The sequence below is a fragment of the Parviterribacter multiflagellatus genome (assembly GCF_056863265.1).
Window position 1 is genome coordinate 15,048 of record NZ_JBXPIZ010000010.1, and the last position, 24,010, is coordinate 39,057.

Sequence of the window (24,010 nt, forward strand, 5' to 3'; positions counted from 1 at the left end):
CACGTAGGTCGACTGAGCCCGAAGTGCCGATGACCACGCTTCCCCCCGACACGACCCCCGCCCTGCTGGCGCGCCAGCCGATCCTCGACCACGACGGCCGCGTGCGCGGCCACGAGCTGCTCTTCCGCGACGCCGCCTCCCCGGCCGAGCGCGCGACCGCGACCGCCCTGGGCGCGCTGAGCGGCGGACTGCCCGCCTGGATCAAGGTCTCCCGCGAGTTCCTGCTGACGTTCGACCCGTTCCCGGTCGCCCCCGGCGCCGTGGTGCTCGAGCTCGACCCGTACGCGGTCGTCGATGACGAGCTGATCGACCGGCTGGTCGGCCTGCGCGCGGAGGGGCACGTCCTCGCGCTCGACGACTTCATCCCCGTCGCGTCCCGCGCGCCGCTGCTCGGGATGACCGACTACGTGAAGCTCGACTTCAACGCGTACGGCCCGGCGGGCGTGTCGGCGGTGCTCACGCGGCTGGGGGACCGGCGCCCGGACGTCGTGGTCTACAACGTCGCGTCGCCCAAGCAGCGCGACACGCTGATCCGCCGCGGCGTCGAGCTCGTCCAGGGCTTCTTCTTCGAGATCCCGGAGCGGATCGAGGACACGCCGGTGCCCGTCGGCGAGACCGAGGTCGACCGCCTGCGCGGCCTCATGGCGCTCGGCTCCCAGCCGTCGTTCGAGGAGATCGAGGCGATCGTCTCCGGTGACCCCGGCCTGATCGTGCGCCTGCTGCGCTTCGCCAACTCCGCTGCCGTCGGCTCGCGCCGGCGCTTCGCGTCCGTGCGCGAGGCGATGGTGCTGCTGGGGAGCGAGCGCGTCCGCCAGTTCCTGCTCGTCGTCCTGCTGTCGAACCTCGGCCGCGGCCGCCCGGCGCTCGTCGCCGCCTCGGTCCTGCGCGGCCGCCTCGCCGAGCAGATCGCCCGCGACCTCGGCCTCGGCGACCCTGACGTCGCCTTCACCGCGGGCGTCCTGTCGATCGTCGACGCGCTGCTCGACCGCAAGCTCGTCGAGATCATGAAGTCCCTCCCGATCACCGAGGAGCTCCGCTGGGCCGTCGTCGGCCACGCCGGCCCCGCCGGCCAGGCCCTCGACCTCGCCATCCGCATGGAGCGCGGGCGCGCGGGCGCCGACGCGGACAAGTTCCCGCGGCTCGACGCCACGGTCCGCTGGACCGACCAGGCGCTCCGCGGCCTCATCTCCTAGCCGTCTCGCCGACCGCCGTCGGATGCGGTCGGCGCGTCTGCGCGCCTAGTAGATACGCGGTGTATACGCGCGGTGTACAGTGGTCGGCATGTCCGTCGCCCAGACCCTCCTGGGCCTCCTCGAGCAAGGGCCCAGCCACGGGTACGACCTCAAGCAGGCCTACGACCAGCGGTTCGCGCACTCCCGCCCCTTGGCCTACGGCCAGGTCTACTCCACGCTCTCGCGGCTGCTGAAGAACGGCCTCGTCACCGTCGACGGGACGGAGCCCGGCGAGGGGCCGGAGCGCAAGCGGTACGCCATCACCGACGACGGCGTCGCGGACGTCGAGCGGTGGCTCGGGCAGCCCGAGCCGCCAGAGGCGTACCTGCAGAACACCCTCTACACGAAGGTCGTGCTCGCGCTGCTGTCGGGCCGGCCCGCGACCGAGGTCCTCGACACCCAGCGCGCCGAGCACCTGCGGGTGATGCGCGAGCTGACCCGCCGCAAGACCGCCGGCGACCTGAGCGACCAGCTCATCTGCGACCACGCGCTCTTCCACCTGGAGGCCGACCTGCGGTGGCTGGAGCTCACCGCCGCGCGGCTCGACCAGCTCCGCGGGGCGGTGACCCGGTGACCGCGCCCGCCACCACGGCCGCCGGCGCCACCGGCGCGCGCGCCGACCTCGCCCCGCTGCTCGCCGCCACCGGCGTGAGCAAGCGCTTCGGCGCGACCGTGGCGCTGTCCGACGCGAGCCTGTCCGTCAGCGCGGGCGAGATCGTCGCCGTCATGGGCCCGTCCGGCTCGGGCAAGTCGACGCTGCTCCACTGCCTCGCCGGCATCGTCGCGCCCGACGCGGGCCGCGTGACGTTCCGCGACCGCGACCTCACCGCGATGCGCGACTCCGAGCGCAGCGCGCTGCGCCGGGGCGACTTCGGGTTCGTGTTCCAGTTCGGCCAGCTCGTCCCGGAGCTGACCTGCGTCGAGAACGTCGCGCTCCCGCTCCGGCTCGACGGCGTCCCGCGCCAGCAGGCCGAGGCGCGCGCGGTGCGGTGGCTCGAGGCCCTCGGCGTCGCGGACGTCGCGGCCAAGCGGCAGGGCGAGGTGTCCGGCGGCCAGGGCCAGCGCGTCGCCGTCGCACGGGCGCTCGCCACCGAGCCGAGCGTCGTCTTCGCGGACGAGCCGACCGGGGCGCTCGACTCGCTCAACGGCGAGCGGGTCATGGAGCTGCTCACCGCGGCGGCGCGCGAGCGCGGGATCGCCGTCGTGCTCGTGACCCACGAGGCCCGGGTCGCCGCCTACTCCGATCGCGAGGTCGTCGTGCGCGACGGCCGGACGCCGGAGCGGGCGTGAGCGCCCTCGCCGGCTGGTGTCGTGACCTCGCGCTCGGCGTGCGGCTGGGCGTCACCGGGGCGCCGCTGCGCACGGCGCTCACCGCCGTCGGCATCGCGTTCTGCGTGGCGCTCCTCCTCGCGGGCGCCTCGATCCCGTCGCTCAGCGACGCCCGCGACCAGCGCACGTCGGCCCGGGACGACGACCCGATCCCGGCGCCGCAGCTGAAGGCGCGCGACACGACGCTGCGCGTCGCGACCGCGAACACCCAGCTCGGCGACGAGAGCGTGCGCGGGCGCGTCGTGCAGGCCGAGGGCCCGCGCGCGCCGGTGCCGCCCGGGGTCGACCGCCTCCCGCGCGCGGGCGAGGCGGTCGTCTCGCCCGCGCTGCAGGAGCTGCTCGACGGCCCGCGCGGACGCGAGCTGCGCACGCGCCTCGGCGACCCGCGGATCATCGGCACGATCGGCAAGGCCGGCCTCGCCGGGCCGGGCGACGCGTCCTTCTACCTGGGCAGCGACCGCCTCGCCGCCGAGCCCGTCGGCGCGATCCGGCGCATCGACCGGTTCGGAAGCGTCTCGCCGCCGAGCGGCCTCGACCCCGCGCTGCTGTTCCTCGTCGCGGTCGGGATCGTCACCTGCCTCGTCCCGACCGTGATCTTCATCGCGACCGCCGTCCGCTTCGGCGGCGAGCAGCGCGACCGCCGGCTTGCGGCGCTGCGGCTCGTCGGCGCGGACACGACGATGGTGCGGCGGATCGCTGCGGGCGAGTCCCTCGCGGCGGCGCTCGCAGGGCTGGTCGGCGGCGCCGCGATCTTCCTCGTCGCGCGAGCCATGATCGACGACCTGTCGCTGCTGGACGTCAGCGTCTTCGGCACCGACCTCACGCCGACGCCGGTGCTCGGCGCGCTCGCCGTCTTCGCCGTGCCCGTCACCGCGGTGCTCGTCACGGTCGCCGCGCTGCGGCGCGTCGCGATCGAGCCCCTCGGCGTGACGCGGCGCGCGCGGCCGGTCCGGCGCCGCCTGTGGTGGCGGGTGCTGCCACCGCTCGCCGGGGTCGCGCTGCTGGCCGCCTCGGACCTCGGTGACGGCAGCACCCGCCAGCTCTGGCAGGGCGGGATCGGCGCGGCGCTCGTGCTGATCGGCGTCGCCATGGTGCTGCCGTGGGCGGTCGAGGCGCTCGTCGGGCGCCTGCCCGGGCGCACCGTGCCGCTCCAGCTCGCCGTGCGCCGGCTCCAGCTCGACAACACCGCGGCCAGCCAGGTCGTGAGCGGGATCGCCGTCGCCGTGGCCGCCGCCATCGCGCTGCACACGCTCTACGCGGCGACGGAGGACGACTACACGACGGCGAGCGGGATCGCGGGTGACCGGGCCTGGTTCACCGTCCACCCGGATCGCACGAGCGGCGAGGACGCCGAGGCGTTCCTGGCGCGGCTCACGCGCGTGCCGGGCGTCCAGGACCAGGCCGCCTACGGGGAGCTCTCCGCGAGCAGGGCCGACGGGTTCCCGCTCGCCACCGTCGCGGTCGTGTCGTGCGCGACGATCCGCCGCATCGCCGTGGTCGGCCACTGCCGCGATGGGGACGTGTTCCGCCAGCCGGCCGACGATCCGAGCACGGCGACGCTGAAGCCGGGCGCGCGCGTCACGCTCGGCGACACGGCGCCCGACGGCAGCGCCGCCGGCCTGCCGCGCTGGACGATGCCGGCGGACGTCGACACGCTCCGCCCCCGCGAGCGCCAGGCCGGCGTGGTTGGCCTGGCGTTCGAGTGGTCGCCCGGCGCGGTGCTGGCGACGCCCGGCGCGCTGCCGCCCGAGGCCGTCGAGCGTGCGCGCGTCATCGCGTGGGTCGCGGCCGACGAGGGCGCGCCCCACATCGCGGACCGGATCCGCGACGCGGCCGCCGCGACGGGCCCGCTCGCGAGCGTCGAGGACATGACCGGCGGCACGCAGACCACCGACGACTTCGCGTCCGTGCGGCTGGGCCTGCTCGTCGCGGCCGTCGGCGTGCTCGGGCTGATCGGGGTGAGCCTCCTCGTGACGCTGCTCGAGCAGCTCCGTGAGCGCCGCCGCGCGCTGGCCGCGCTGGTGGCGTTCGGGACGCGCCGCGCGACGCTGGCCTGGTCGGTGCTGTGGCAGACCGCGCTGCCGGTGGGCGCCGGCCTGGTGCTCGCGATCGCCGGCGGCAGCGCGCTCGGCCTGCTGCTGCTGTCGATGGCGGGCGAGCCGCTCGCCATCGACCTCGCCATCGTCGGGCTCCTCTCCGCCGCCGCGGCCGTGGTGGTGCTCGCCGTGACGGCGTGCAGCCTGCCGGTGCTCTGGCGGCTGATGGACGTCGAGGGCCTGCGCGCGGAGTAGCGGCTCCGGCCGCGGCTACGGGGTGAACTTGACGGTGATGACGTCGCCGTCCTGCATCACGTAGTCGCGGCCCTCGAGGCGCAGGGTGCCGCGCTCGCGCGCCCCGGAGTAGCCGCCCGCGTCGACGAGCGCGTCCCAGCCGATGACCTCGGCGCGGACGAAGCCCTTCTGGATGTCGGTGTGGATCTCGCCGGCGGCGTGCCAGGCGGTCAGGCCGCGCTTGAGGTGCCAGGACTGGGCGGGCTTGGCCTCGCCGGCGGTGATGAAGGTCTGCAGGCCGAGCAGGTCGAAGGCGCCGGCGACCACGCGGTCGAGGCCCGACTCCTTGAGCCCGTAGTCCTCGCGCATCTGCGCGGCCTCCTCGTCGTCGAGCTCGGACAGCTCGGCCTCCAGGCGCGACGAGACCGCGACGATCTTCGCGCCCGCCTTCTCCGCGTGCGCGCGCAGGCCCTCGGGGATCTCCTCGGAGTCCTCGTTGACGTTGGCGACGAAGAGCACCGGCTTGGCGGTCAGCGCGCCGAGGTCGCGGGCCGCGTGCGGGGCCTCCTCCGGCACGGGCACGTCGCGGACGGGGCGGCCCTCCTGCAGCGCAGCGATCACCGCGCTCAGCCACTTCTCCTCCGCGATCGCGACCTTGTCGCCGCCGCGCGCCTGCCGCACCACGCGCTGGTGGCGCCGCTCGGCCTGCTCGAGGTCGGCGAAGATCAGCTCCGTCTCGATCGTCTCGGCGTCCCGCACGGGATCGACCGAGCCCTCGGAGTGGATGACGTTCTCGTCGGTGTGCGCCCGCACGACGTGGACGATCGCGTCCGTCTCGCGGATGTTCCCGAGGAACTGGTTCCCCAGCCCCTCGCCCTCGTGCGCGCCGCGGACGAGGCCCGCGATGTCGTGGAAGGCGATCGTGTCGGGGACGATCTCCGACGCCTTGACGGTCTCCGCGACCGCGACGAGCCGGGGGTCCCGCACCGGCACGACCGCGACGTTCGGCTCGATGGTCGTGAACGGGTAGTTCGCCGCCTCGGCGCCCGCGCGCGTCAGCGCGTTGAAGAGCGAGGACTTGCCCGCGTTGGGCATGCCGACGATGCCGACCTTCATCGCGCCACGCTCCCGATGGCCGTACCCAGCGCGGCGCCGACGGCGATGTCCGAGGGGTAGTGGACGCCGACGTAGACCCGCGAGCAGGCCATGGCGGCCGCGGCGCCGTAGAGCGCGCGACGACGGGAGGGCACGAGCGCGCTGTACGCGCGGGCGGCGCAGAAGGAGGTCGAGCTGTGCGCGGAGGGGAAGGAGAGCGAGGTGGGCACCTTGACGAGGGCGGGCAGGTCCTCCACCACCGGGCGGCCGCGGCGGAAGACGGTCTTGACGGCGGTGTTCGCGACCTGGGTCACGAACACGGACAGCATGGCCCGGCGCCAGCGGGGTGCGCGCTCACGGTCCAGGAGCATGCCGGTGACCCCGATCACGTACCACAGCGCTGCGTGCTCGCCCGCGGTGGTGTAGAGCTTGATCGGCCCGTGCGCGGACGGGACGGCGAGGCGCCTGCGGACGAAGGTCGCGATGTGGAGGTCGGCCAGGGCGATGCGACGGACGAGTGGACCGGCCGCCAAACGGGCACGGAGGGATCTCGTCGCACCGGGCTCCGGAGCGGGACGTGCAGACACGGCGGTCACGATAGGAGGAACATGACGACGGTGCGGCTCGGGCTCGTCGCCAACACGAAGTCCGGCGCCGCGGATCGCGCCGACCAGGTACGGAAGCTCCTCGCCGACGCGGGGGCGGACGTGCGCCTGCTCCCGTTCGGTCAGGTGTGCGACGCCCCGGACGCCGTGGACGTCACCGGGCTCGACCGGATCGTCGCGGCGGGCGGTGACGGCTCGCTCGGGCCGGCCGGCGCGCTGGCGCTGCGCGCGCGGCTGCCGCTCGCGGTCGTGCCGATCGGGACCGCGAACTCCTTCGCGCGCTGGACGGGCATCCCGCTGGGGGTCGAGGCGGCCGCGAAGCTGGCGGCGAACGGTGCGGGGTCGCGCGTGGCGGAGGTCGCCGACGCCGACGGCCGCCCGTTCGTCAACGTCGCCGCGACCGGCCTGAGCGTCCTCGCCGCCCACAAGGCGCGCCCGCTGAAGAAGCGGCTCGGCCCGCTGGCGTACGCGGTCGGCGCGGCGCGCGCGGCCGTCGGCGGGAGCCCGCTGCACGTGACGGTGCGCTGCGACGGGGAGGAGCGCTGGGCCGGCGAGGCGTGGCAGGTGCTCGTGGCGGCGACCGGCGCGTTCGGCGGCGACAGCTCCACCGGCGGCGTCGACCCGCAGGACCACCGGCTCGACGTCGCGATCGTCCCTGCCGGCCCGCGCGTCAAGCTCCTTCGGCGCGCCTACGCGATGCGGCGCGGGCGGCTCGTGCACGAGGAGGAGGTCCGCCACGTGCGCGGCGCCGACGTCGAGCTGCACGTCGCCGAGGACCCCGAGTTCAACGTGGACGGCGAGGTGCTGGCGCTCGACCGCGCCCGCTTCACCGTCCTCGGCCAGGTCGACGTGGTGGTGCCGTCGTGAACTGGAAGGAGGCCCGCTGGCCGGTCGGCATCGCCGCGGTGCTCGGCGCCTGGTACGCGTCCGACTCGCTCCGCCATCGCCGCGAGCACGGCGACGCCGGCTACGAGCTGCGCGGCAACGAAGGGCTGGACGTCGGCAGCGTCGAGTTCATGCGCGCGGCCGAGACGCTCACCGGCGCCCCGATCTCCACCGGCGACGACGTCGAGCTGCTCATCAACGGCGACGCGATCTTCCCCGTCTTCCTGGAGACGATCGCGAGCGCCGAGCACACGATCAACCTCGTCACGTACGTCTACTGGCGCGGCGACATCGCCACCGACGTGGCACGCGCGCTCGCGAAGAAGGCGCGCGAGGGCGTCGAGGTCAACCTCGTGCTCGACGCGCTCGGCACGGTGAAGATGGAGCTCGGGCTGCTGCGCGAGCTGCGCGACGCCGGCGTCCGGGTCGCCCGGTTCCGCCCGCTCAAGCCGTACGCGTGGCGCCGGCTGAACAACCGCACGCACCGCAAGCTGCTGATCGTCGACGGCAAGGTCGGCATGACCGGCGGCGTCGGCATCGCGGAGGAGTGGACGGGGAACGCCGAGGATCCCGACCACTGGCGTGACACCCACGTCCGCGTGCGCGGCCCGATCGTCCGCGGGCTGCAGGGCGCGTTCGCCGAGAACTGGCTGGAGGCGACCGGCGAGGTGCTCGTCGGCGAGCACCACCTGCCCGAGCTCGACGAGGTCGACGACGGCGGCCCGATGCAGGTCGTCAGGTCGAGCGCGACGGTCGGCGACACCGACATGGAGGCGCTCTACTTCCTCGCGATCGCGTCGGCCAAGGAGACGATCGAGCTGACGGCCGCGTACTTCGCGCCGCGCCCCGCGTTCGTCGACGCGCTGTGCGAGGCGGCCGACCGCGGCGTGCGCGTGCGCATCCTCGTCCCCGGCCCGCACATCGACAAGGGCTTCGTGCGCGTCGCGGGCCGCGCGGTCTACGACGAGCTGCTGGCGTGCGGCTGCGAGATCTTCGAGTACCAGCCGACGATGCTCCACGCCAAGACGATGGTGATCGACGGCGTCTGGTCGTCGGTCGGCTCGGTGAACTTCGACAACCGCTCGTTCCAGCTCCACGACGAGGCGACGCTGTGCGTGCAGTCCGAGCGGTTCGCGGGGCGGCTGCACGAGCAGTTCGAGCGCGACCTCGAGGTCAGCGAGGCGATCTCGCCTTCACGGTGGGAGGAGCGCTCGCTCCCGCACCGCGTGCAGGAGCGCGCTCTCAAGCTCGCGCGCCGCGAGCTCTAGTCGACCTGCTCCACGAGCAGCCAGGCGCGGTCGACGGTCACCGAGGTGCCGGCGCCGCGCAACCGCAGGTGGATCACGTCGCCGACGCCGATGCCGCCGACGATGGCCTCGCCGGCCAGCCGGTCGCTGGCGTCATCCGGCTCGTCGACGAGCTGCTCGAGCGGGCTGCCGTTGACCGTGACGAGCGCGTCGACCGTGGCCGACGCGGTCTGCCGCATGGCCCAAGCGATGCGGTAACGGCCCGCGGCCGCGACGGTCATCTGGCCAGGAGCGGTGAAGGTCACGCCGTCGAGCTCGCGCGACGCCTCGAGCGGTACGGCGCTGCCGCCGAGGGTGGCGGTGACGGCGGTCGGGCCGGACGTGTGGCCGTAGCCGAAGTCGCCCTGGCTGACGGGGCCGGCCGGACCGGCCGGACCCGCCGGCCCGACGGCGCCGGCCGGCCCCGTCGCGCCTCGCGCTCCGGCATCGCCGCGCGGCCCACGGTCGCCCTCCGGCCCACGCGCGCCGCGGTCGCCCTTCGGCCCGGACGCACCGGTCGCGCCCGTCGCGCCGCGCGGTCCCACCGGGAGCTGGCCGCGCTTGAAGTCCTTGGCCAGCAGCGTGCGGTCCTTGACGTTGGCCGACGTGATCGTGTTCTTCGCGATGTCCTTGCCGCGGATCTTCGACGCCGCGTAGGCGCCGCCGGTCGACATGGCGAAGAGCAGCGCGAGCGTCGCGGCGACGTTCGCGTAGGTGAGGTGGGGCCGGATCCGGGAGAGCACGAGGCGGGATGTTGGCGCCCCGCCTCGTGCCCCACAAGTCCGGCGAACGGCAGATCAGTCGCCACCGACGGCCTCGCGCGCCTCGTCGCGCGTGAAGCGCTCCTCGGCCGCCGCGGGCTCCACCAGCGGCGCGTCGGCCACGCCCGCAGCACGCAGCCGCTCGACCAGCGGCTCGGCGTTCGCCTCGCCGGACGCGATCTCCCCCAGCTCGAGGAACGGCGCGAAGTCGCCCACGCGGATCGGCTCGCCGGGGCCGGTGCGCAGCGGCTGACCCGCACGGTCGAGCGCGAGCACCATCGACGAGGCGAGCAGGTCGTACGCCAGCCCGCGGGCCGCGTCGTCGTCCTCCGGCTCCCGGAACCCCGGCGTCGTCTCGAGCTTGCGCTGCAGCGCGCCGGCGATGCCGTCCAGGTCGCGCGCGAGCAGCGGCGCCTCGCCCACCGTGCGGCCCATCAGGGTGTCGCCGAGGTCCTCGACCATCTGCGCGTAGCCGGCCTTCCACACGCGCTCGGTCTCGTCCCAGCCGATCGGCTCAAGCTCCCGCGCCGCGTCGCCGCCGAGCGCGGTGAGCAGCTGCAGCTCCAACCCGTCGCGGTCGAGCAGCAGCTCGACGGCGGGCCCGCTGCCGTCCTGCGGATCGTCGTGCGGCCCGGCGCCGAGCGCCTCCAGCCGCTGCGCGAGCGTCGGGTGGCTGTCGTACGGGTCGTGCTTGCTGCGCTCCAGCCGGCGGCCGAGCACCACCTGCACGTCGCGGTCGATCGTCTCGGCGCTGAGGAACCGGCGGAAGCCCTCGCCCACCGGCGGCCGCACACCGCGCTCCAGCAGCGGCGCCAGCTCCTGGTCCCAGTACGCGTCGAACGCCGCGCTGCCCGCGGCGATGCGCCGCAGCGCCCCGACCTGCGCGTCGCGCCCCGCGACCTGCGCCGCCACGGCGTCGGCCGCGTACTCCTCGCGCCGCGAGATCGCGGCCGTGATGCGCAGGAAGAGGCGCCCGTACAGCTCGAACGGCCACCGCACGAGCCGCTCGAACCAGCCCGGGTCCTCCTCGTCCCAGTGCAACGCGTCGAGCGTCCGGCCGACCGCCATCCGCGTCCGCACCACCCACAGGTTCACCCGCGTGTCGCCGCCGGCGTAGTGCGCCAGCTCGTGCGCGATCACGCCGCGCAGCTGGTCGACGGTGAGCACCTCGACCAGCGGGAGGCCGAGCACCATCACCTTGCGCTTGGGCAGCAGCGGCGCGCCCTCCTCCAGGACGCCCGCGTTGATGTCCGCGTCCAGGTGGATCGCGTCGGGCATCGGGTGACCGACCGCGTCGGCCACCTCTTCGACGACGCGGAAGAGGTGCGGTTGGCCCTCGCGGGTCAGCTCGGGGCCGTGCTCGCCGACCTTGGCGCGCCGGGGGACGAGCGCGAACAGGATGCACGCGCCCGCCGCGATCATCAGGACCGCGATGAAGATCGGGAACCCGCCGCCGCTGGCGTACTGCGCCACCGGGATGCCGATCAGCGCCGCCGCGAAGGCCAGCGCGAAGAGGTGGAAGATGACCGCCAGCGCTAGCGCGAGGATCGCCCGACCGACCAACGAGGGCCCCCCGACGCGCGCCTGACGATCCGTCGTCTGGTCGCTCATGTCGCGGCCGTTACCCGCCGCGACCGCGGATGCAACACGAACCTTGCGCGAGCGAGAGGTGACGAGCGATCAGCGCGCGGCCCACGGCGGGTCGTCCCCGCCGAGGTCGGCCAGGTCGCCGGCGAGCAGCAGCCGCCGCGTGCGGACGAGGTGGTCGCGCATCGCGTTCGCCGTCTCCTCCGCGTCGCCCGCGCGCATCGCCTCCAGCAGGCGCTCGTGCTCGGCGTAGATCGCCTGCAGGTCGCGGCCCCGCCCCACGGTCGACGCGCCGCGGAAGCGCACCGCGTCGCGCAGCCCCGCGACCACCGCGACGAGCCGCCGGTTGCCGGCCGCGCGGAGGATGACCTCGTGGAACGCCTTGTCGTGCTCCATGAAGCCGGCCTCGTCGTCCTCGGCCATCCGCTCGGCCATCGCGGCCAGCGCCGCCGCCAGCTCCTCGACGTCGGCCGGGGTGGCCAGCTCGGCCGCCCGCCGCGCGGCGGGGATCTCCAGCAGCAGGCGGAGCGAGAAGACCTCGTCGAGGTCGTGCGCGGAGGACTCCAGGATGCGCACGCCGCGGTTCTTCTCGAACCGCACGAGCCCCTGCCGCGCGAGGTGCAGCAGGGCCTCGCGCACGGGCGTGCGCGAGACCCCCAGCCGGTCCGCGAGCTTGACGACGCTCGTGAGCTCGCCCGGCGCCAACCGCCCGTCGACGATCGCCGCGCGCAGCGCGACGATCGCCTGGTCGGTCAGCGTCGAGCGCGGCCCACCGAGCGCGTCCAGCTCAGGATCCGGCGACTCGGTCAGTCGTAGAACTCCGGGCTCTGCTTGAACGTCGGCCACGCGTCCGGGTCGTGCCCGGTGACGACGGTGGCGTCGCTGCGGCGCGCGATGTGGTGGAGCTTGCGCACCGAGCGCACGGCGTCGACCGCCGAGGCGAGGAAGCCGGGCAGCGCCTTCTCCTCCCAGTGGTCGGTCGTGTACGCCGCGTCGACCGTCAGCAGCATGGCGCCGCTGTTGGGCAGCGTGACCTCGAACGACTGGTGGCCCGGCGCGTGGCCCGGCGTGCGCCAGCAGCGGATCGTGCCGTCGCCGAACACGTCGTAGCCGTCCTCGCTCTCCTCCAGCAGCGACCACTTCACGCCCGGCTTCACGTAGTCGGCCTTGATGTAGCCGCCGTCGGCGAACCAGTCGGGCGCGTGCGCGTACTCGTACTCGGTGCGCGTGACGACGACCTCGGCGTTCGGGAACTGGTCGATCGCCGCGATCGCGCCGGTGTGGTCCAGGTGCAGGTGGGAGTTGAGGATGTAGCGCACGTCAGCGGGATCGAATCCTGCCGCCTTCAGCGCCGGGACGCACGCCTGGTCCGCCGTCATGGTCGGCCAGTACACGTCCGAGATGCCGCCCCAGTGCTTGACCGGGTCGTCGGCGCACTCGGCCGCGTTGCCGCCGTCGATGACGACGAGGCCGCGCGGGTGCTCGATCAGGAACCACGGGACGGGGATCTCGTACTCCTCGCCGAGGCCCTGGTTCATCTTGATGTTCTCGACGTGGCACTTGAGCGTGCCGCATTCGAACATGTGCAGCTTGACGCCGCCGTCGGTGGTGACAGCCATCGGGATGACCTCCGGGTGGTTGGGGTGGGTGCGGGACGGGCGGTAGCCGGGGCGGCTACCAGTTGCGCATCGAGGCGCGGATGATCTGCTGCAGGTCGTCGGCGCTGGGCTCGCGCGGAGCGATGACGAGCAGGCGCTGCTGCTTGAGCGCGCCGTCGACGAGGGCCGGGATGTCGTCCTCCGTGTAGCCGAGCTCGGCGATGCCCGACGGCGCGCCGATGTCCTTCATCAGCTGCGTCAGGACGTCGGGCAGTGTGTCCGGGCCCGGGTTCTCGATCGGCTCGCCGGCGAGCAGCTCGGCCACGTGGTGGTGGCGCTCGGGCATCGCCTCGTAGGTGAACCGGAACGACGCCGGCGCGCTGACGATCACCGAGTGGCCGTGCGGGACGAACGGGTGGTCGGTCGGGTAGCCGGGCGGCTCGTAGACGTGCTTGAGGCCGGCGACCGGGTACGCGATCGAGTGCGGGATGTGCACGCCGGCCGAGCCGAAGCCCACGCCCGCCATCGTCGCGCCGAGCATCATGAAGCCGCGCGCCTCGACGTCGTCGGGGTTCTCGACCGCGCGGCGCAGGTACTTGCCGCCGAACTCGAGCGCCTTGGCCGACCACACGTCCGCGACCGGGTTGGAGCCCTGGTAGGGCGGGCGGTCGTCCGGGCCGGCGGGCCGCGGGCGGGTGTCGAACGGCTTGGACAGGAACGACTCGGCCGCGTGGCAGACGACGTCCAGGCCGGCGGACGAGGTGACCTCGGCCGCGAGCGAGCGCGTCAGCTCGGGGTCGACGATCGCCTGCGACGGGCGCATGTAGCGGTGCGAGATGCCGGTCTTGAGCTTCAGGTCCGGGATGTCGAGGACCGCGACCGTGGTCGCCTCGCTGCCCGTACCGGAGGTCGTCGGGATCGCCAGGTGCGGCTTCAGCGGGCTCGGCGGCTTGCGGCCCTCGCCGACCGGCGCGTTGACGTACGCCATCACCGGCGCGGGGTGCGACAGGATCAGGTTCGCGACCTTCGCGGTGTCCATCGACGAGCCGCCGCCGACGGAGACGAACCCGTCCACGCCGTGCTCCAGCGCGAAGTCGCACGCGTCCTGGAGCGAGTCGATCGTCGGCTCGACGCGGCTGCGGTCGTAGACGACGACCTCGATGCCCTCGGCCTCGATCAGGCCCTTGATGCGCTCGGGGTGGCCGAGGGCGGCCACGCCTGGGTCGGTGACCAGCAGGGCGCGCTTGACGCCGAGGCGCTTCAGCTCCCAGCCGGCGTCCTGCGAGGCGCCCGGCCCGAACTTCACGGGGGTGGCCTCGAGGGTGAAGATGGTCTCGTGCTCGGCGGCCATTGGGCGGCCTCTCCTCCTCGACACGGTGGACGGAACGCGAGTAGCATGTCACATGCGATGGGGCAGCTCAATTCCACTTTGGCCGCGATCGTCGGCGACCGCCACGTGCTCACCGACGCGGACCTGCGGGCGCCCTACGAGCGCGACTGGACGGGCCGGTTCGGCGGGCAGGCGCGGGCCGTCGTGCGGCCGGGCGATGCCGCCGAGGTCGCCGCGGTGGTGCGGGCGTGCGCCGAGGCGGGCGCCGCGATCGTCCCCCAGGGCGGCAACACCGGCCTGGTGGGCGCAAGCGTCCCGCGCGGCGGCGAGGTGCTGCTGTCGCTGGCACGGCTGTCGGACATCGGTGAGGTCGACGTGGCGCTCGGGCAGGTCACGGTCGGTGCCGGCGCGACGCTCGCCGCGCTGCAGGCCGCCTGCCGCGACGCGGGGCTCGACGCGGGGCTGGACTTCGGCGCGCGCGACTCGTGCACGGTCGGCGGCGTGGTCGCGTGCGACGCGGGCGGGGCGCGGGCGCTGCGCCACGGGACGGCGCGGGCGCACGTGGTCGGCCTGGAGGCGGTGCTGGCCGACGGGACGGTGGTCTCGCGGCTGGCGGGGCTGACGAAGGACAACGCGGGCTACGACCTCAGCGCGCTGCTCGTCGGCTCTGAGGGCACGCTCGGCGTCATCACCGCGGTCCGGTGGCGGACGAGCGCGCTGCTGCCGGTGCGGGTCGCGGCGCTCGTGCCGGTGGAGAGCGCGCAGGCGGCGGCGTCGCTGCTCGCATGCCTGCGGCGACACGCACCGTCGCTCGACGCGTGCGACTTCTTCCTCGACGACGGCCTCTCGCTGGTGCTCGACTACCAGCGCCGCTCGTCACCGGTCGCCTCGCGCTCCCCCGTGTACGTGCTGGCCGAGTGCGCGGGCGCGACCGACCCGACCGAGGAGCTGGCCGCCGCGCTGGAGGCGGCGGGGATCGAGGACGCGCTGATCGCCGACGACACCGCCAGCCGCGAGCGCCTCTGGCACCTGCGCGAGGGGCACACCGAGGCGATCAACGCCGCTGGCGTGCCGCACAAGCTCGACGTCGGCATCCCGCTCGCGCGGCTCGGCGAGTTCCTCGACGCGGTCCCGGGCGCCGTCGCGGATGCGGTGCCGGGCGCGCGGGCGATCCTCTTCGGTCACCTCGGCGACGGCAACGTCCACGTCAACGTGCTCGGTCCCGACCCGGACGACGAACGCGCCGACGACGCCGTGCTGGAGCTGGTGCTCGCGTGCGGCGGCACGATCAGCGCCGAGCACGGCGTCGGCATCGCGAAGGCGCGCTGGCTCGAGCGGGCGCGCGGCGGGGCGGAGCTGGCCGCGCTGCGGGCGGTCAAGCGCGCGCTCGACCCCGCCGGCCTGCTCAACCCCGGCGCGGTCCTGCCCTAAGCCGCCAGCACGGCGCGCTCCTGCGCGAGCGCCTCCAGCCACGCGATCCCCGCGTCGACCGGCGGCAGCGCCGCGATGTCGCGGGCCGCGGCGGTCGCGGTGTCGCGGTACGCCGGGTCCTGCGCGAGCGCGACGACCGCGGCCGGCAGGCGGCTGAGGTCGTCCTGGTCGAGCGCGACGCCCGCGCCCATCGCGACGATCGCCTCGGCGTTCATCGGCTGGTCGGCGAAGAGCGGGATGACCGCCATCGGGACGCCCGCCGCGAGCGCGTCGAGCCCGGAGCCCGAGCCGCCGTGCGTGACCGTCACCGCCGTGTGCGGGAGCAGCGCGCGCTGGTCGACCCACTGGCGCACGGTCACGTTGGCCGGCACGGGGCCGAGCTCGTGCGGCTCGCGCTGGTGGCCGATCGCCACGACGACGTGCGCGCCGAGCGGCGCGACCGCGTCGACGATCTCCCGGTACAGCGCGGGGAAGTAGCCGCGGCTGTGGATCGGGGCCTCGGAGCCGAGCGAGACGTAGACGAGGTCGCGCGGCGCGCCGGTCGCGGCCGGGCGGTCGGGGTCGCGCAGGCGCAGGACGCTCGGCGGGTCGGCGGGCGCGTCGTCGCCGTCGACGACCCGCGGGGCGAGCGTGAGGAACGGCGCCTCCTCGAACGCGTGCGTCCCGGGGCCGAGGCCGGCGGCGGCGCGCAGCTCGTCGTACACCGTCGCCGCGAGCGCGCCGCCGCGCAGCTCGAGCGCGGTCGAGAGGCAGATCCCGACGCGCGCGAACGGGACGCCGTGCGCCGCGGCAGCGACAGGCGAGGCGAGCTCCATCGACTCGGCGACGACGGCGTCGGGCCGCCACCGGCCGATCGTCTCGAGCAGGCCGGGGAGGGCCGCGCCGGCGTACGTGCGGCCGAACAGGTCGAGCACGGCGGCGACCATCATCTGCTCGCGCGGGAGGCCGCGCATGCTCGCGTGGACGCCGGCGAGCCGGTCGGGATCCGGCGCGCCGATCGGGCGGTGCGGGAGGCCGGCGCGCGCGACGTGCGGCGCGCCGTCGGGAGCGGTCGCGAAGAGGACCTCGTGCCCCGCGCGGCGGGCGGCGCGGGCGAACGGGAGCAGCGGCCCGATGTGCCCGGCGCCGGCGGTGGAGGCGAAGAGGATGCGCATGGCCGCACCCTCTCCGCTCCCGATTACGGGCCGCTTACCCCTTGCGCGCGACGAGGACCGCGAAGCGGTGGTCCTGGAAGCGGCAGTCGACGTCCGCGAAGCCCGCCTCGCGCAGCCAGGCGAGCTGGTCCTCGACGGTCGCGCAGCGGTCGAAGCGCATCCGCTCCTCCGCGCCGGCCCACTCGGCGTCGTCGCTGCCCGCGGCGCGCGCCCGCTCCTCGTGCCAGGCGCGGTACAGCGCGTCGAGGTCCGGCGTCGGCCCCGCGACCTGCTCGGCGTTGACGAACACGCCCTTCGGCTTGAGCGCGGCGTGGACCCGCGCGAACAGGTCGCGCTTGCCGGCGTCGTCGAGGTGGTGGATGGCCAGCGCGCTGACGACCGCGCACCACGGCCCCTCGGGCAGCGCGTCCGTCAGGTCCGCAGCGACGTAGGACACGCCGTCCTCCCCGAGCGTCCCCCGCGCCTGCTCGAGCATCGCCGGCGCGCCGTCGAGCAGCGTCAGCGCCGCGTCGGGCCGCGCCTCCCGCACCATCGCGCTGAGCAGCCCGGTCCCCGCGCCGAGGTCGAGCACGGTCTTCGCCTTGACCGGGACGGCGCCGACCGCCGTCCCGTAGAAGGCGTCGAACGGCGGGATGAGCCGCCGCCGGGCGCTGTCGTACGCCTCGGCGTGCGCGTCGAAGACCTGCGGTGCGTTCGTCATCACGTACAACTGTATTGGAAGACGTACGGGCGCACAACGACGAAGGGCCGGCGTGGCGCCGGCCCTTCGGTCAAGGCTGGGACTGCGCGCGGGCGCTACTTGAGGCCGAAGCCGACCCGCTGCTCGTCCTTCTCGACGCGCACCCAGGCGACGACACCGAGGTTGAGGCGGAGGTTGCCGTCCTCGCCGGCCACGTCGTGCCACCCCTCGCCGCCGAGGGCGCCGTTGAGCTTGCTCAGCTCCTCCTCCGACACCCGCAGGGCGACAGGCGGCGAGGCCTGGAAGCCGATGCTGATCCGCTGCACGCTTGCCATCAGTGAGCACCCTCCGCGGGCTGGACGATCTCGGTCAGCACGCCGCCGGACGACGCCGGATGCAGGAACGCGACCCGCGAGCCGCGGATGCCGATCCGCGGGGTCTCGTCGATGAGCCGCGCGCCGGCGCCCTTGAGCTGCGCCAGCGTGGCCTCGATGTCGGTGACCTGGTAGGCGACGTGGTGCAGGCCGGGCCCGCGCTTGGCGAGGAACTTCCCCACGGGGGTGTCCTCGGACAGCGGGCGCAGCAGCTCGACGTGGTTCTCGCCGACATCGAGGAGCACGGCCTCGACGCCCTGCTCGGTCACCGTCTCGCGGTGCACCAGCTTCATCGCGTACGTCTGCTCGTAGAGCTCGATGCCGGCGTCGAGGTCGGTGACGGCGACGCCGAGATGGTCGATCCGGGCGAACATGCAAGCGGGGAGGCTAGACGACGGGCTGGGAGATCGGTTGGTCATGGGAACGCCGCCATCGTAGCGCAACTGATTGGTTGCACGTTGGCGTGGCCGGATAGCGTGGCCGCCGCCATGTCCCGGAAGCCCTCCCTCGCCGCCGCGGTTGTCGCGGCGGCCCTCCTCGCCCTCCCGGCCGCCGCGCCGGCGCAGACGCTCACGCAGGAGCTCGACCGCCTCACGAAGGGGACGCAGGTCGCCGTCCAGGTCACCGACGCGAAGAGCGGCCGCAGCCTCTACGCGCGGCGCGCGACGGCGAAGCGCCCGCTCGCCTCGACCACGAAGCTGCTCACCTCGCTCGCCGCGCTGCAGCGGCTCGGTGGGCGCGGCGGGACGCTGAAGACGACCGTGCTGGCCACCGGCCCGCTCGATGTCGCGGGGACGCTGCACGGGAACCTGGTCCTCCACGGCGACGGCGATCCGACCTTCGGGACGTCGCAGGCGTTCACGCTCGCCGACCAGGTCGCCGCGGCGGGCGTGAAGCGGATCACCGGCGCGGTGATCGCGGACGAGTCGCTGTTCGACACCGTCCGCGGCGGGCCGGCGACCGGCGGCGCGTTCGACCCCGAGCTGAAGGCGCCGCTGAGCGCGCTCTCCTACGACCTCGGCCAGACGACGCCGGGCGGCCCGGTGAGCGGCGACCCGCTCCCGCTCGCGGCCGCGAAGTTCGACGACCAGCTCGAGGCGAAGGGGATCGTGCTCCCGAACCGCCCGGGCACGACCACGACGCCGATCGCGGGCGGCACGCAGATCGCGAGCGTCCCGTCCCCGACGATGGCCGAGCTGATCTCCACGATGCTCGCCGAGTCCGACGACTTCTTCGCGGAGATGCTCACGAAGCGCATCGCCGCCGCGCGCGGCGTCGTGCCCGCCACCACGGCGGCGGGCGCGAGGCTCGTCCAGCGCCCCGGCACGACCCTGGTCGACGGCAGCGGCCTCGACCGCCGCGACACCGGCAGCGCGAAGGCCGTCGTCTCCGTCCTGCGCTCGCTGCGCCGCGCGGGCGCCGAGTCGCTCCTCGTCAAGGCCGGCAGCGGCACGCTCCGCGGCCGCCTCACCGGGACGAAGTGCCGCGCCAAGACGGGCACGCTCTCCGGCGTCTCCAACCTCGCGGGCCTCTGCACGACGGCGAAGGGACGCAAGGTCGCGTTCACCGTCTTCGGCAGCAGCAAGACGCAGGTCGACCGCGTCGCGCGGGCGATCGTCCGCCGCGGCTAGCAGCGCGCGCGATCGGTCAGGCGTCGTCGCGCGGCGGCGTCGGGTCGGAGGCCGCGAGGCGCAGCCCCGTGACCGGCGGGCGCTCGACGCGCGGGACGTCGCCCAGGATGCGGTCGAGGTCGGCGCGGTCGAGGACCTCGCGGTCGAGCAGGGCGGCCGCGAGCTCGTCGAGCTTGGCGCGGTGGCGGACGAGGATGTCGCGGGCGGCCATCTCGGCCTCGATCGCCAGCTCGCGCTGCTCCTCGTCGCGCATCCGGCGGGACGTCTCGGACGCGACCTCGAGGTCGAGCCACGCGCGCGGGCCGGTGGCGGACGAGCCCATCGCGTAGTGCTGGACCATCGCGTGCGTGATCTCCGCGACCTTCTGCAGGTCGTTGGCCGCGCCGGTGGTGACCGAGCCGAACACGAGCTGCTCCGCCACCCGCCCGCCGAGCAGGACCGTCATGTAGTCGACGAGGTCCTCGCGGGTCTTCAGGTAGCGGTCCTCCTCGGGCAGCGACATCGCGAAGCCGAGCGCGCTGCCGCGCGGCACGATCGAGACCTTGTGCGGCCGGTCGACCGACGGCAGCAGCTCCCCGACCAGCGCGTGGCCGGCCTCGTGCCAGGCGACGACGCGGCGCTCGTGGTCGGTCAGCCGGCGCGACGACTCGACGCCGGCGACCACGCGCTCCAGCGCCTTGTCGAAGTCGTCCTGCACGAGCGCGTGGCCCTTGCGGCGCGCGCAGCGGATCGCGGCCTCGTTGGCGAGGTTCGCCAGGTCCGCGCCGGTCAGCCCGGAGGTCTGGCGCGCGACCAGGTCGAGGTCGACGTCGCGCAGCGGCTTGTTGCGGGTGTGCACGTCGAGGATCGCCCGGCGCCCCTCGACGTCCGGCGGCGCGACGAAGACCTGGCGGTCGAACCGGCCCGGCCGCAGCAGCGCCGGGTCGAGCTTGTCCAGCAGGTTCGACGCCGCCATCACGACGATGTCCTGCGAGTCGGGGAACCCGTCCATCTCGACGAGCAGCTGGTTGAGCGTCTGCTCGCGCTCGGACGAGTTGTCCGAGCCGCGCTTGGCGCCGACCGCGTCGAGCTCGTCGATGAAGATGATCGCGGGCGACGACTTGCGCGCCTCGCGGAAGAGCCGCCGGATGCGCGCGGCGCCCAGGCCGGCGAACATCTCGACGAACGACGACGCCGACTGCGCGAAGAACTCCGCGCCCGACTCGTGCGCGACGGCCTTGGCGAGCAGCGTCTTGCCGGTGCCGGGCGGCCCGTGCAGCAGCACGCCCTTCGGCGCCTTCGCGCCCAGGCGCTGGAAGCCCTTCGGGTCCTTCAGGAAGTCGACGACCTCCTGCAGCTCGGCCTTGGGCTGGTCGGCCCCGGCGATGTCCTCCCAGGCGATCGCCTGCTTGGTGTCCGGCTTGATCTGCTGGGGCTTGGTCTTGGGCAGCCCCCGCGCCATCCGCACGAAGACGACCACCAGCACCACCATGAAGACGATGCTGATGAAGCCCTGCCAGTCGTACGCCCAGTCCTGGAGCCACTGCATCAGGAGTCAGGGTCGACCATGCAGGGCCAAACCTCAACCGTCTTTCAGTCCACTGGACTAAGACGCGAGCTGTCCCACTCGCCACGGCCCTTCTTCGCGCAGGGCTTCCCGTCCACACGAACCACGTCAGCGGTGTAGTCGTTGTCGCCCCGGATCAGCGACGAGCCCACGCCGTAGGCGTCGACCGGCACGCCGAGCCGCTCGAACTCCCGGATGCGCGCGGCGGTGAACCCGCCCGACGCCACGATCCGCACCCGCCCGTGCCCCGCGTCGTCCAGCGCCGCGCGGACCTTGCGGACGAGCTTCTCGTTGACGCCCGTCGGCGTGAACGGCGGCGCGGTCTCCATCTCGTGCCACAGCGAGCGGTCCACGACCGAGCCGCTCGTGTCGAGGCGGACGCCCCACAGGTCGTCGCCGAGCGCGTCGGCGACCTCGACCGCCGTGCGCGGCGACTCGTTCTCCCAGTCGACGAGCACCGTCACGTTCATCTGGCCCGCGTAGTGCTTGGCGAAGTCGCGCGCCGCCGCGACGGTGTCGCCGCCGTACGCCGCGATCAGCCCGTGCGGGACCGTCCCGATGCCCGTGCCGCCCCACCACGACGCCTGCGCGTCCGTCGACACGCCGACCGACCCCGCGATGTGCGCCGCCCACCCGTCGCCGGTCTGGACGAGCCAATGGTCGTGCCGCGCCGGGAAGTAGAAGATCGGCTTGCCGTTCGCCGCCTCCACGACCTCCTTGACGTTGCGCATGATGAGCGTGCGCCGGGCGAGCGTGCCGAGGTAGACGGTCTCCAGGTGGGCGAACAGCTGGTAATCGCCCTCGATCGTCATCACGACCTCGTACGGCGCGATCTCGTCGCCCTCGTGCAGCGCGCGGACCTTGAGCTCGTCCCAACCGGGCACCCACGCGCCGTCCACGTGGCGCCCCGCGCCGGCCTTGAGGATCGCGATCGCCTCGTCGATCCCGCCCAGCACGGACGCCTTGCGCTGGAAGACCTGCATCAGGACGTGCGGGTGGCGCCCCTCCTTCTCGAGCAGGTCCTTCGTGTAGACGAAGTACGCGTCCGCGTAGTACCCCGAGCGGATCCGCTCGACGGGGAGCCGGAAGGTCTCCGGCGCGACCCGCTCACGCGTCGCCATCGGCGCCCTCCGCGCGCAGGATCTCCGCGAGCGCCGCGCGCCCGACCTCGAGCTGCGCGTCGGTCGGCTCGCGCGTGCCGAGCCCGACCTGCAGCGCGTGACCCGGGGCCTTGATCGCCCGCGTCGCCCCGTTGTCGGGGTGCCGCTCGGTCCACCCGAAGACCTCGACCGCGAACGCCATCGAGCCGAGCGCGACCGCCCCGCCGTGCACCGCGCCGGGCTTGTCGACGAGCTTCTTGATCAGCGCCGCGCCGACGAGGTTGGCCGCGAGCAGCGGCGCCATCAGGTGGCTGCCGCAGCGGTCGTGCTCCTTCGTCGCGCTCCCGCCGCTCTCGTACTCGCCGATCGCCATGTGCTCGGCGCCGTGGTACGCAGCCAGCTCGCCAGAGCGCAGCGCGACGACCGTGGGGAGCACCGAGATCGCCGCCGCGAGCGCCTCCGCCCCGGTCGCCCCGCGGCCGCGCCTCCGGATGACCTTCGACGCGAGCGACGCGCCCGCCGCCGCTCCCGCGACCTTCGCGTCCTCGAACGGCAGCTGCGCCTCGGGCAGGTTCTTCTTCACCAGCGGGATGACGGCCATCGCCTCGCCGAGCCGCACCACGCCGCGCGCGCCCGGCACGCCGTCGAGCGCCTTGAAGCGCGGCTTGACGCCGGAGGCCGTCCCGATCGTCCCGTCCTTGCGGCGGCACGCGGCCGCCCAGTGCGTGGGCCCGTGGACGAGCAGCCCGTTGCGCAGGGCCATCCCGCCGAGCCGCAGCTTGTCCGGCTTGTCGGGCGACTCGGTCGTCGTCAGGTCGCTCATCCGAGGATCCTCCTGGTCACGTCGGCGTAGGACCGCGTCGCCCACTCGAGGTCGCGCACGTCGATGCGCTCGTCGGCCGAGTGGATGAGCGGCCAGGTGTCGTAGAAGCTCTGGTGGCGCTGGGGGAACCAGCCGTAGGCGACGCACTCGGGGAACGCGGCGCGGAACGTCCGCGAGTCGGTGAAGCCGGGGAGGATCGTCGGGAGGACCTCGGCGCCGGGGTCCTCGACCGCCACCCAGTCCCGGATCGCGTCCATCAGCGGCGACTCGACCGGCGACTGGTTGCCGACGACCTCCTCGAAGAACTCGATCCGCAGGTCGCCGTTGCTGCTCGACAGCACGTCGCCGAGCACCTCCCGCAGCCGCCGCTCCGCCGTCTCGCGCCCGTGGCCCGGCGGGACGCGGCAGTCGACCGCGAGCGTCGCCTCGGCGGGGATGACGTTGATCTTCTCGCTGGCGAACACGCGCGTCGGCGCGAACGTCACCGCCAGCATCGGCTCGACCGTGTCGGCCAGGCGCGGGTCGGCGGCGCGCAGCTCCTCGATGCCCCCGACGCCGAGCCCGTCGAGCAGCGCCTGCGGGCCGGGCGTCACGTCGTGGCCCGCGCGGCCGCCTGCGAGCCGCTCGATGACGGGCGCGAGCTTGACGAGCGCGTTGTCGCCGACCTGCGGCGTGGACGCGTGGCCCGCCGTGCCGGACGCGATCACGCGGAACCGGAAGACGCCCTTCTCCGCCACGCAGACGCCGTAGACCCGGCGCCCGTCGTGCGGGATCACCGTGCCCGCGCCCTCGTTGAGCAGGTAGTCGCAGCGGACCAGGTCGGGGCGGTTCTCGCAGATCCACACCGCGCCCTCCTCCCCGCCGGTCTCCTCGTCGGCGACGCTGACGACGAGCAGGTCGCCGTGCTCGGGCCGCCAGCCGGACTGCGCGAGCCCGGTCGCCGCGCTCACCTCGGCCGCGGTCTGGTTCTTCATGTCGAGTGCGCCGCGGCCCCAGAGGAAGCCGTCGTGGACATCGCCCGACCACGGGTCGCGCTGCCAGTCGGCGGGCGTCGCGTAGACGGTGTCGACGTGGGAGAGCAGGCACAGCGTCGGGCCGTCGCTCTTGCCCCGCAGGCGGGCGGCCAGGTTCGGGCGCTCGGGCGTGCGGCCGACGAGCTCGACCTCGAAGCCGGCGGCGGTCAGCAGCCCCGCGAGGAGCTCCTGCGCGGGACGTTCGTTCCCGGGCGGGTTGACCGTGTTCAGGCGGATGAGGCGCTGCAGGAGCGCCGTGGCGTCCATCCCCAGAGCGTACG

General features: G+C 74.3%; 23 protein-coding genes. 8 read left to right on the top strand and 15 right to left on the bottom strand.

Features of this window, described 5'->3' with window-relative positions; genetic code table 11:
• Positions 1–29 precede the first annotated feature (29 nt).
• The 4 genes from AC1UE5_RS20675 (at position 30) to AC1UE5_RS20690 (ending at position 4,852) form a co-directional block, all read left to right on the top strand.
• The gene (locus AC1UE5_RS20675) at positions 30–1,193 is read left to right on the top strand and encodes an EAL and HDOD domain-containing protein (RefSeq protein ID WP_482927091.1); all 1,164 of its coding nucleotides are present in this window, start codon (positions 30–32) and stop codon (positions 1,191–1,193) included.
• A gap of 88 nt (positions 1,194–1,281) precedes the next feature.
• On the top strand, positions 1,282–1,806 hold the full coding sequence (locus tag AC1UE5_RS20680; RefSeq protein ID WP_482927093.1) for a PadR family transcriptional regulator: 525 nt from the start codon (positions 1,282–1,284) through the stop codon (positions 1,804–1,806).
• Between the two features lie 56 nt (positions 1,807–1,862).
• The gene (locus tag AC1UE5_RS20685) at positions 1,863–2,522 is read left to right on the top strand and encodes an ABC transporter ATP-binding protein (RefSeq protein WP_482927658.1); all 660 of its coding nucleotides are present in this window, start codon (positions 1,863–1,865) and stop codon (positions 2,520–2,522) included.
• Positions 2,519–4,852, top strand: coding sequence for an FtsX-like permease family protein (locus AC1UE5_RS20690; RefSeq protein ID WP_482927095.1), 2,334 nt, complete (start codon positions 2,519–2,521; stop codon positions 4,850–4,852). The genes AC1UE5_RS20685 and AC1UE5_RS20690 overlap by 4 nt, the downstream gene beginning before the upstream one ends.
• A gap of 15 nt (positions 4,853–4,867) precedes the next feature.
• On the opposite strand, the gene ychF is transcribed toward AC1UE5_RS20690, so the two are convergent.
• Together ychF and AC1UE5_RS20700 are read right to left on the bottom strand one after the other, a co-directional pair.
• Positions 4,868–5,947: a redox-regulated ATPase YchF gene (ychF, locus tag AC1UE5_RS20695; protein ID WP_482927097.1), complete on the bottom strand. Its 1,080-nt coding sequence runs from the start codon at positions 5,945–5,947 to the stop codon at positions 4,868–4,870.
• Positions 5,944–6,459 (bottom strand): phosphatase PAP2 family protein, encoded by a 516-nt coding sequence (locus AC1UE5_RS20700; RefSeq protein ID WP_482927099.1) that lies wholly within the window; start codon positions 6,457–6,459, stop codon positions 5,944–5,946. The genes ychF and AC1UE5_RS20700 overlap by 4 nt, the downstream gene beginning before the upstream one ends.
• A 75-nt stretch (positions 6,460–6,534) precedes the next feature.
• Here AC1UE5_RS20700 and AC1UE5_RS20705 point away from each other — a divergent pair, with 75 nt between their 5' ends.
• Positions 6,535–7,398, top strand: a complete 864-nt coding sequence (locus AC1UE5_RS20705) for a diacylglycerol/lipid kinase family protein (RefSeq protein ID WP_482927101.1) — start codon at positions 6,535–6,537, stop codon at positions 7,396–7,398.
• Entirely contained in the window at positions 7,395–8,684 is a 1,290-nt protein-coding gene (locus AC1UE5_RS20710; protein ID WP_482927103.1) for a phospholipase D-like domain-containing protein, read from the top strand. Before AC1UE5_RS20705 ends, AC1UE5_RS20710 begins: the two co-directional genes overlap by 4 nt.
• Here AC1UE5_RS20710 and AC1UE5_RS20715 read toward each other — a convergent pair.
• The 5 genes from AC1UE5_RS20715 to AC1UE5_RS20735 form a co-directional block, all read right to left on the bottom strand.
• Entirely contained in the window at positions 8,681–9,445 is a 765-nt protein-coding gene (locus tag AC1UE5_RS20715) for a BclA C-terminal domain-containing protein (protein WP_482927104.1), read from the bottom strand. The genes AC1UE5_RS20710 and AC1UE5_RS20715 overlap by 4 nt on opposite strands.
• 54 nt (positions 9,446–9,499) lie before the next feature.
• Positions 9,500–11,074, bottom strand: coding sequence for a M48 family metalloprotease (locus AC1UE5_RS20720; protein ID WP_482927106.1), 1,575 nt, complete (start codon positions 11,072–11,074; stop codon positions 9,500–9,502).
• A 69-nt stretch (positions 11,075–11,143) separates the two neighbouring features.
• Positions 11,144–11,836: a GntR family transcriptional regulator gene (locus AC1UE5_RS20725; RefSeq protein ID WP_482927660.1), complete on the bottom strand. Its 693-nt coding sequence runs from the start codon at positions 11,834–11,836 to the stop codon at positions 11,144–11,146.
• Positions 11,837–11,856: 20 nt separating this feature from the next.
• On the bottom strand, positions 11,857–12,669 hold the full coding sequence (attM, locus tag AC1UE5_RS20730; protein WP_482927108.1) for an AttM family quorum-quenching N-acyl homoserine lactonase: 813 nt from the start codon (positions 12,667–12,669) through the stop codon (positions 11,857–11,859).
• Positions 12,670–12,724: 55 nt separating this feature from the next.
• On the bottom strand, positions 12,725–13,999 hold the full coding sequence (locus AC1UE5_RS20735) for a hydroxyacid-oxoacid transhydrogenase (RefSeq protein ID WP_482927110.1): 1,275 nt from the start codon (positions 13,997–13,999) through the stop codon (positions 12,725–12,727).
• Positions 14,000–14,056: 57 nt separating this feature from the next.
• Between AC1UE5_RS20735 and AC1UE5_RS20740 the strand changes: the two genes are divergently transcribed.
• Complete coding sequence (locus AC1UE5_RS20740; protein WP_482927112.1) at positions 14,057–15,409, top strand: FAD-binding oxidoreductase; 1,353 nt, start codon at positions 14,057–14,059, stop codon at positions 15,407–15,409.
• Here AC1UE5_RS20740 and AC1UE5_RS20745 read toward each other — a convergent pair.
• From AC1UE5_RS20745 to mce, 4 genes are all read right to left on the bottom strand, one after another.
• A complete protein-coding gene (locus AC1UE5_RS20745; RefSeq protein WP_482927114.1) occupies positions 15,406–16,563 on the bottom strand; it encodes a glycosyltransferase in 1,158 nt (385 codons plus the stop codon). The two genes, AC1UE5_RS20740 and AC1UE5_RS20745, sit on opposite strands and share 4 nt — an antisense overlap.
• 34 nt (positions 16,564–16,597) lie before the next feature.
• Positions 16,598–17,263, bottom strand: coding sequence for a class I SAM-dependent methyltransferase (locus AC1UE5_RS20750; RefSeq protein ID WP_482927116.1), 666 nt, complete (start codon positions 17,261–17,263; stop codon positions 16,598–16,600).
• 95 nt (positions 17,264–17,358) lie between these two features.
• Complete coding sequence (locus tag AC1UE5_RS20755) at positions 17,359–17,577, bottom strand: hypothetical protein (protein ID WP_482927118.1); 219 nt, start codon at positions 17,575–17,577, stop codon at positions 17,359–17,361.
• Complete coding sequence (mce, locus tag AC1UE5_RS20760; protein WP_482927120.1) at positions 17,577–17,990, bottom strand: methylmalonyl-CoA epimerase; 414 nt, start codon at positions 17,988–17,990, stop codon at positions 17,577–17,579. Before mce ends, AC1UE5_RS20755 begins: the two co-directional genes overlap by 1 nt.
• A 114-nt stretch (positions 17,991–18,104) precedes the next feature.
• Between mce and AC1UE5_RS20765 the strand changes: the two genes are divergently transcribed.
• Positions 18,105–19,247: a D-alanyl-D-alanine carboxypeptidase/D-alanyl-D-alanine-endopeptidase gene (locus tag AC1UE5_RS20765; RefSeq protein WP_482927122.1), complete on the top strand. Its 1,143-nt coding sequence runs from the start codon at positions 18,105–18,107 to the stop codon at positions 19,245–19,247.
• A gap of 16 nt (positions 19,248–19,263) precedes the next feature.
• Here AC1UE5_RS20765 and AC1UE5_RS20770 read toward each other — a convergent pair whose 3' ends face one another.
• Genes AC1UE5_RS20770 through AC1UE5_RS20785 form a run of 4 tightly spaced genes read right to left on the bottom strand, consistent with a single transcriptional unit; the run spans position 19,264 to position 23,996 of the window.
• On the bottom strand, positions 19,264–20,775 hold the full coding sequence (locus tag AC1UE5_RS20770; RefSeq protein ID WP_482927124.1) for an ATP-dependent metallopeptidase FtsH/Yme1/Tma family protein: 1,512 nt from the start codon (positions 20,773–20,775) through the stop codon (positions 19,264–19,266).
• Positions 20,776–20,819: 44 nt separating this feature from the next.
• A complete protein-coding gene (locus tag AC1UE5_RS20775) occupies positions 20,820–21,914 on the bottom strand; it encodes a nicotinate phosphoribosyltransferase (protein WP_482927126.1) in 1,095 nt (364 codons plus the stop codon).
• Positions 21,901–22,716 carry a DUF1385 domain-containing protein gene (locus AC1UE5_RS20780; RefSeq protein ID WP_482927128.1) on the bottom strand — a complete coding sequence of 272 codons (816 nt, stop codon included), beginning with the start codon at positions 22,714–22,716 and terminating at the stop codon, positions 21,901–21,903. Before AC1UE5_RS20780 ends, AC1UE5_RS20775 begins: the two co-directional genes overlap by 14 nt.
• The gene (locus tag AC1UE5_RS20785; protein WP_482927130.1) at positions 22,713–23,996 is read right to left on the bottom strand and encodes a M20/M25/M40 family metallo-hydrolase; all 1,284 of its coding nucleotides are present in this window, start codon (positions 23,994–23,996) and stop codon (positions 22,713–22,715) included. Before AC1UE5_RS20785 ends, AC1UE5_RS20780 begins: the two co-directional genes overlap by 4 nt.
• Positions 23,997–24,010: the final 14 nt, after the last annotated feature.

What these genes read in the sequence shown, in the direction of transcription:
- AC1UE5_RS20675 (WP_482927091.1), top strand. Translation starts at nt 30, where the DNA reads ATGACCACGCTTCCCCCCGACACGACCCCCGCCCTGCTGGCGCGCCAG.
- AC1UE5_RS20680 (WP_482927093.1), top strand. Translation starts at nt 1,282, where the DNA reads ATGTCCGTCGCCCAGACCCTCCTGGGCCTCCTCGAGCAAGGGCCCAGC.
- ychF (WP_482927097.1), bottom strand. Translation starts at nt 5,947, where the DNA reads ATGAAGGTCGGCATCGTCGGCATGCCCAACGCGGGCAAGTCCTCGCTC.
- AC1UE5_RS20705 (WP_482927101.1), top strand. Translation starts at nt 6,535, where the DNA reads ATGACGACGGTGCGGCTCGGGCTCGTCGCCAACACGAAGTCCGGCGCC.
- AC1UE5_RS20720 (WP_482927106.1), bottom strand. Translation starts at nt 11,074, where the DNA reads ATGAGCGACCAGACGACGGATCGTCAGGCGCGCGTCGGGGGGCCCTCG.
- attM (WP_482927108.1), bottom strand. Translation starts at nt 12,669, where the DNA reads ATGGCTGTCACCACCGACGGCGGCGTCAAGCTGCACATGTTCGAATGC.
- AC1UE5_RS20735 (WP_482927110.1), bottom strand. Translation starts at nt 13,999, where the DNA reads ATGGCCGCCGAGCACGAGACCATCTTCACCCTCGAGGCCACCCCCGTG.
- AC1UE5_RS20740 (WP_482927112.1), top strand. Translation starts at nt 14,057, where the DNA reads ATGGGGCAGCTCAATTCCACTTTGGCCGCGATCGTCGGCGACCGCCAC.
- AC1UE5_RS20745 (WP_482927114.1), bottom strand. Translation starts at nt 16,563, where the DNA reads ATGCGCATCCTCTTCGCCTCCACCGCCGGCGCCGGGCACATCGGGCCG.
- AC1UE5_RS20750 (WP_482927116.1), bottom strand. Translation starts at nt 17,263, where the DNA reads ATGACGAACGCACCGCAGGTCTTCGACGCGCACGCCGAGGCGTACGAC.
- AC1UE5_RS20755 (WP_482927118.1), bottom strand. Translation starts at nt 17,577, where the DNA reads ATGGCAAGCGTGCAGCGGATCAGCATCGGCTTCCAGGCCTCGCCGCCT.
- mce (WP_482927120.1), bottom strand. Translation starts at nt 17,990, where the DNA reads ATGTTCGCCCGGATCGACCATCTCGGCGTCGCCGTCACCGACCTCGAC.
- AC1UE5_RS20765 (WP_482927122.1), top strand. Translation starts at nt 18,105, where the DNA reads ATGTCCCGGAAGCCCTCCCTCGCCGCCGCGGTTGTCGCGGCGGCCCTC.
- AC1UE5_RS20770 (WP_482927124.1), bottom strand. Translation starts at nt 20,775, where the DNA reads ATGCAGTGGCTCCAGGACTGGGCGTACGACTGGCAGGGCTTCATCAGC.
- AC1UE5_RS20775 (WP_482927126.1), bottom strand. Translation starts at nt 21,914, where the DNA reads ATGGCGACGCGTGAGCGGGTCGCGCCGGAGACCTTCCGGCTCCCCGTC.
- AC1UE5_RS20780 (WP_482927128.1), bottom strand. Translation starts at nt 22,716, where the DNA reads ATGAGCGACCTGACGACGACCGAGTCGCCCGACAAGCCGGACAAGCTG.
- AC1UE5_RS20785 (WP_482927130.1), bottom strand. Translation starts at nt 23,996, where the DNA reads ATGGACGCCACGGCGCTCCTGCAGCGCCTCATCCGCCTGAACACGGTC.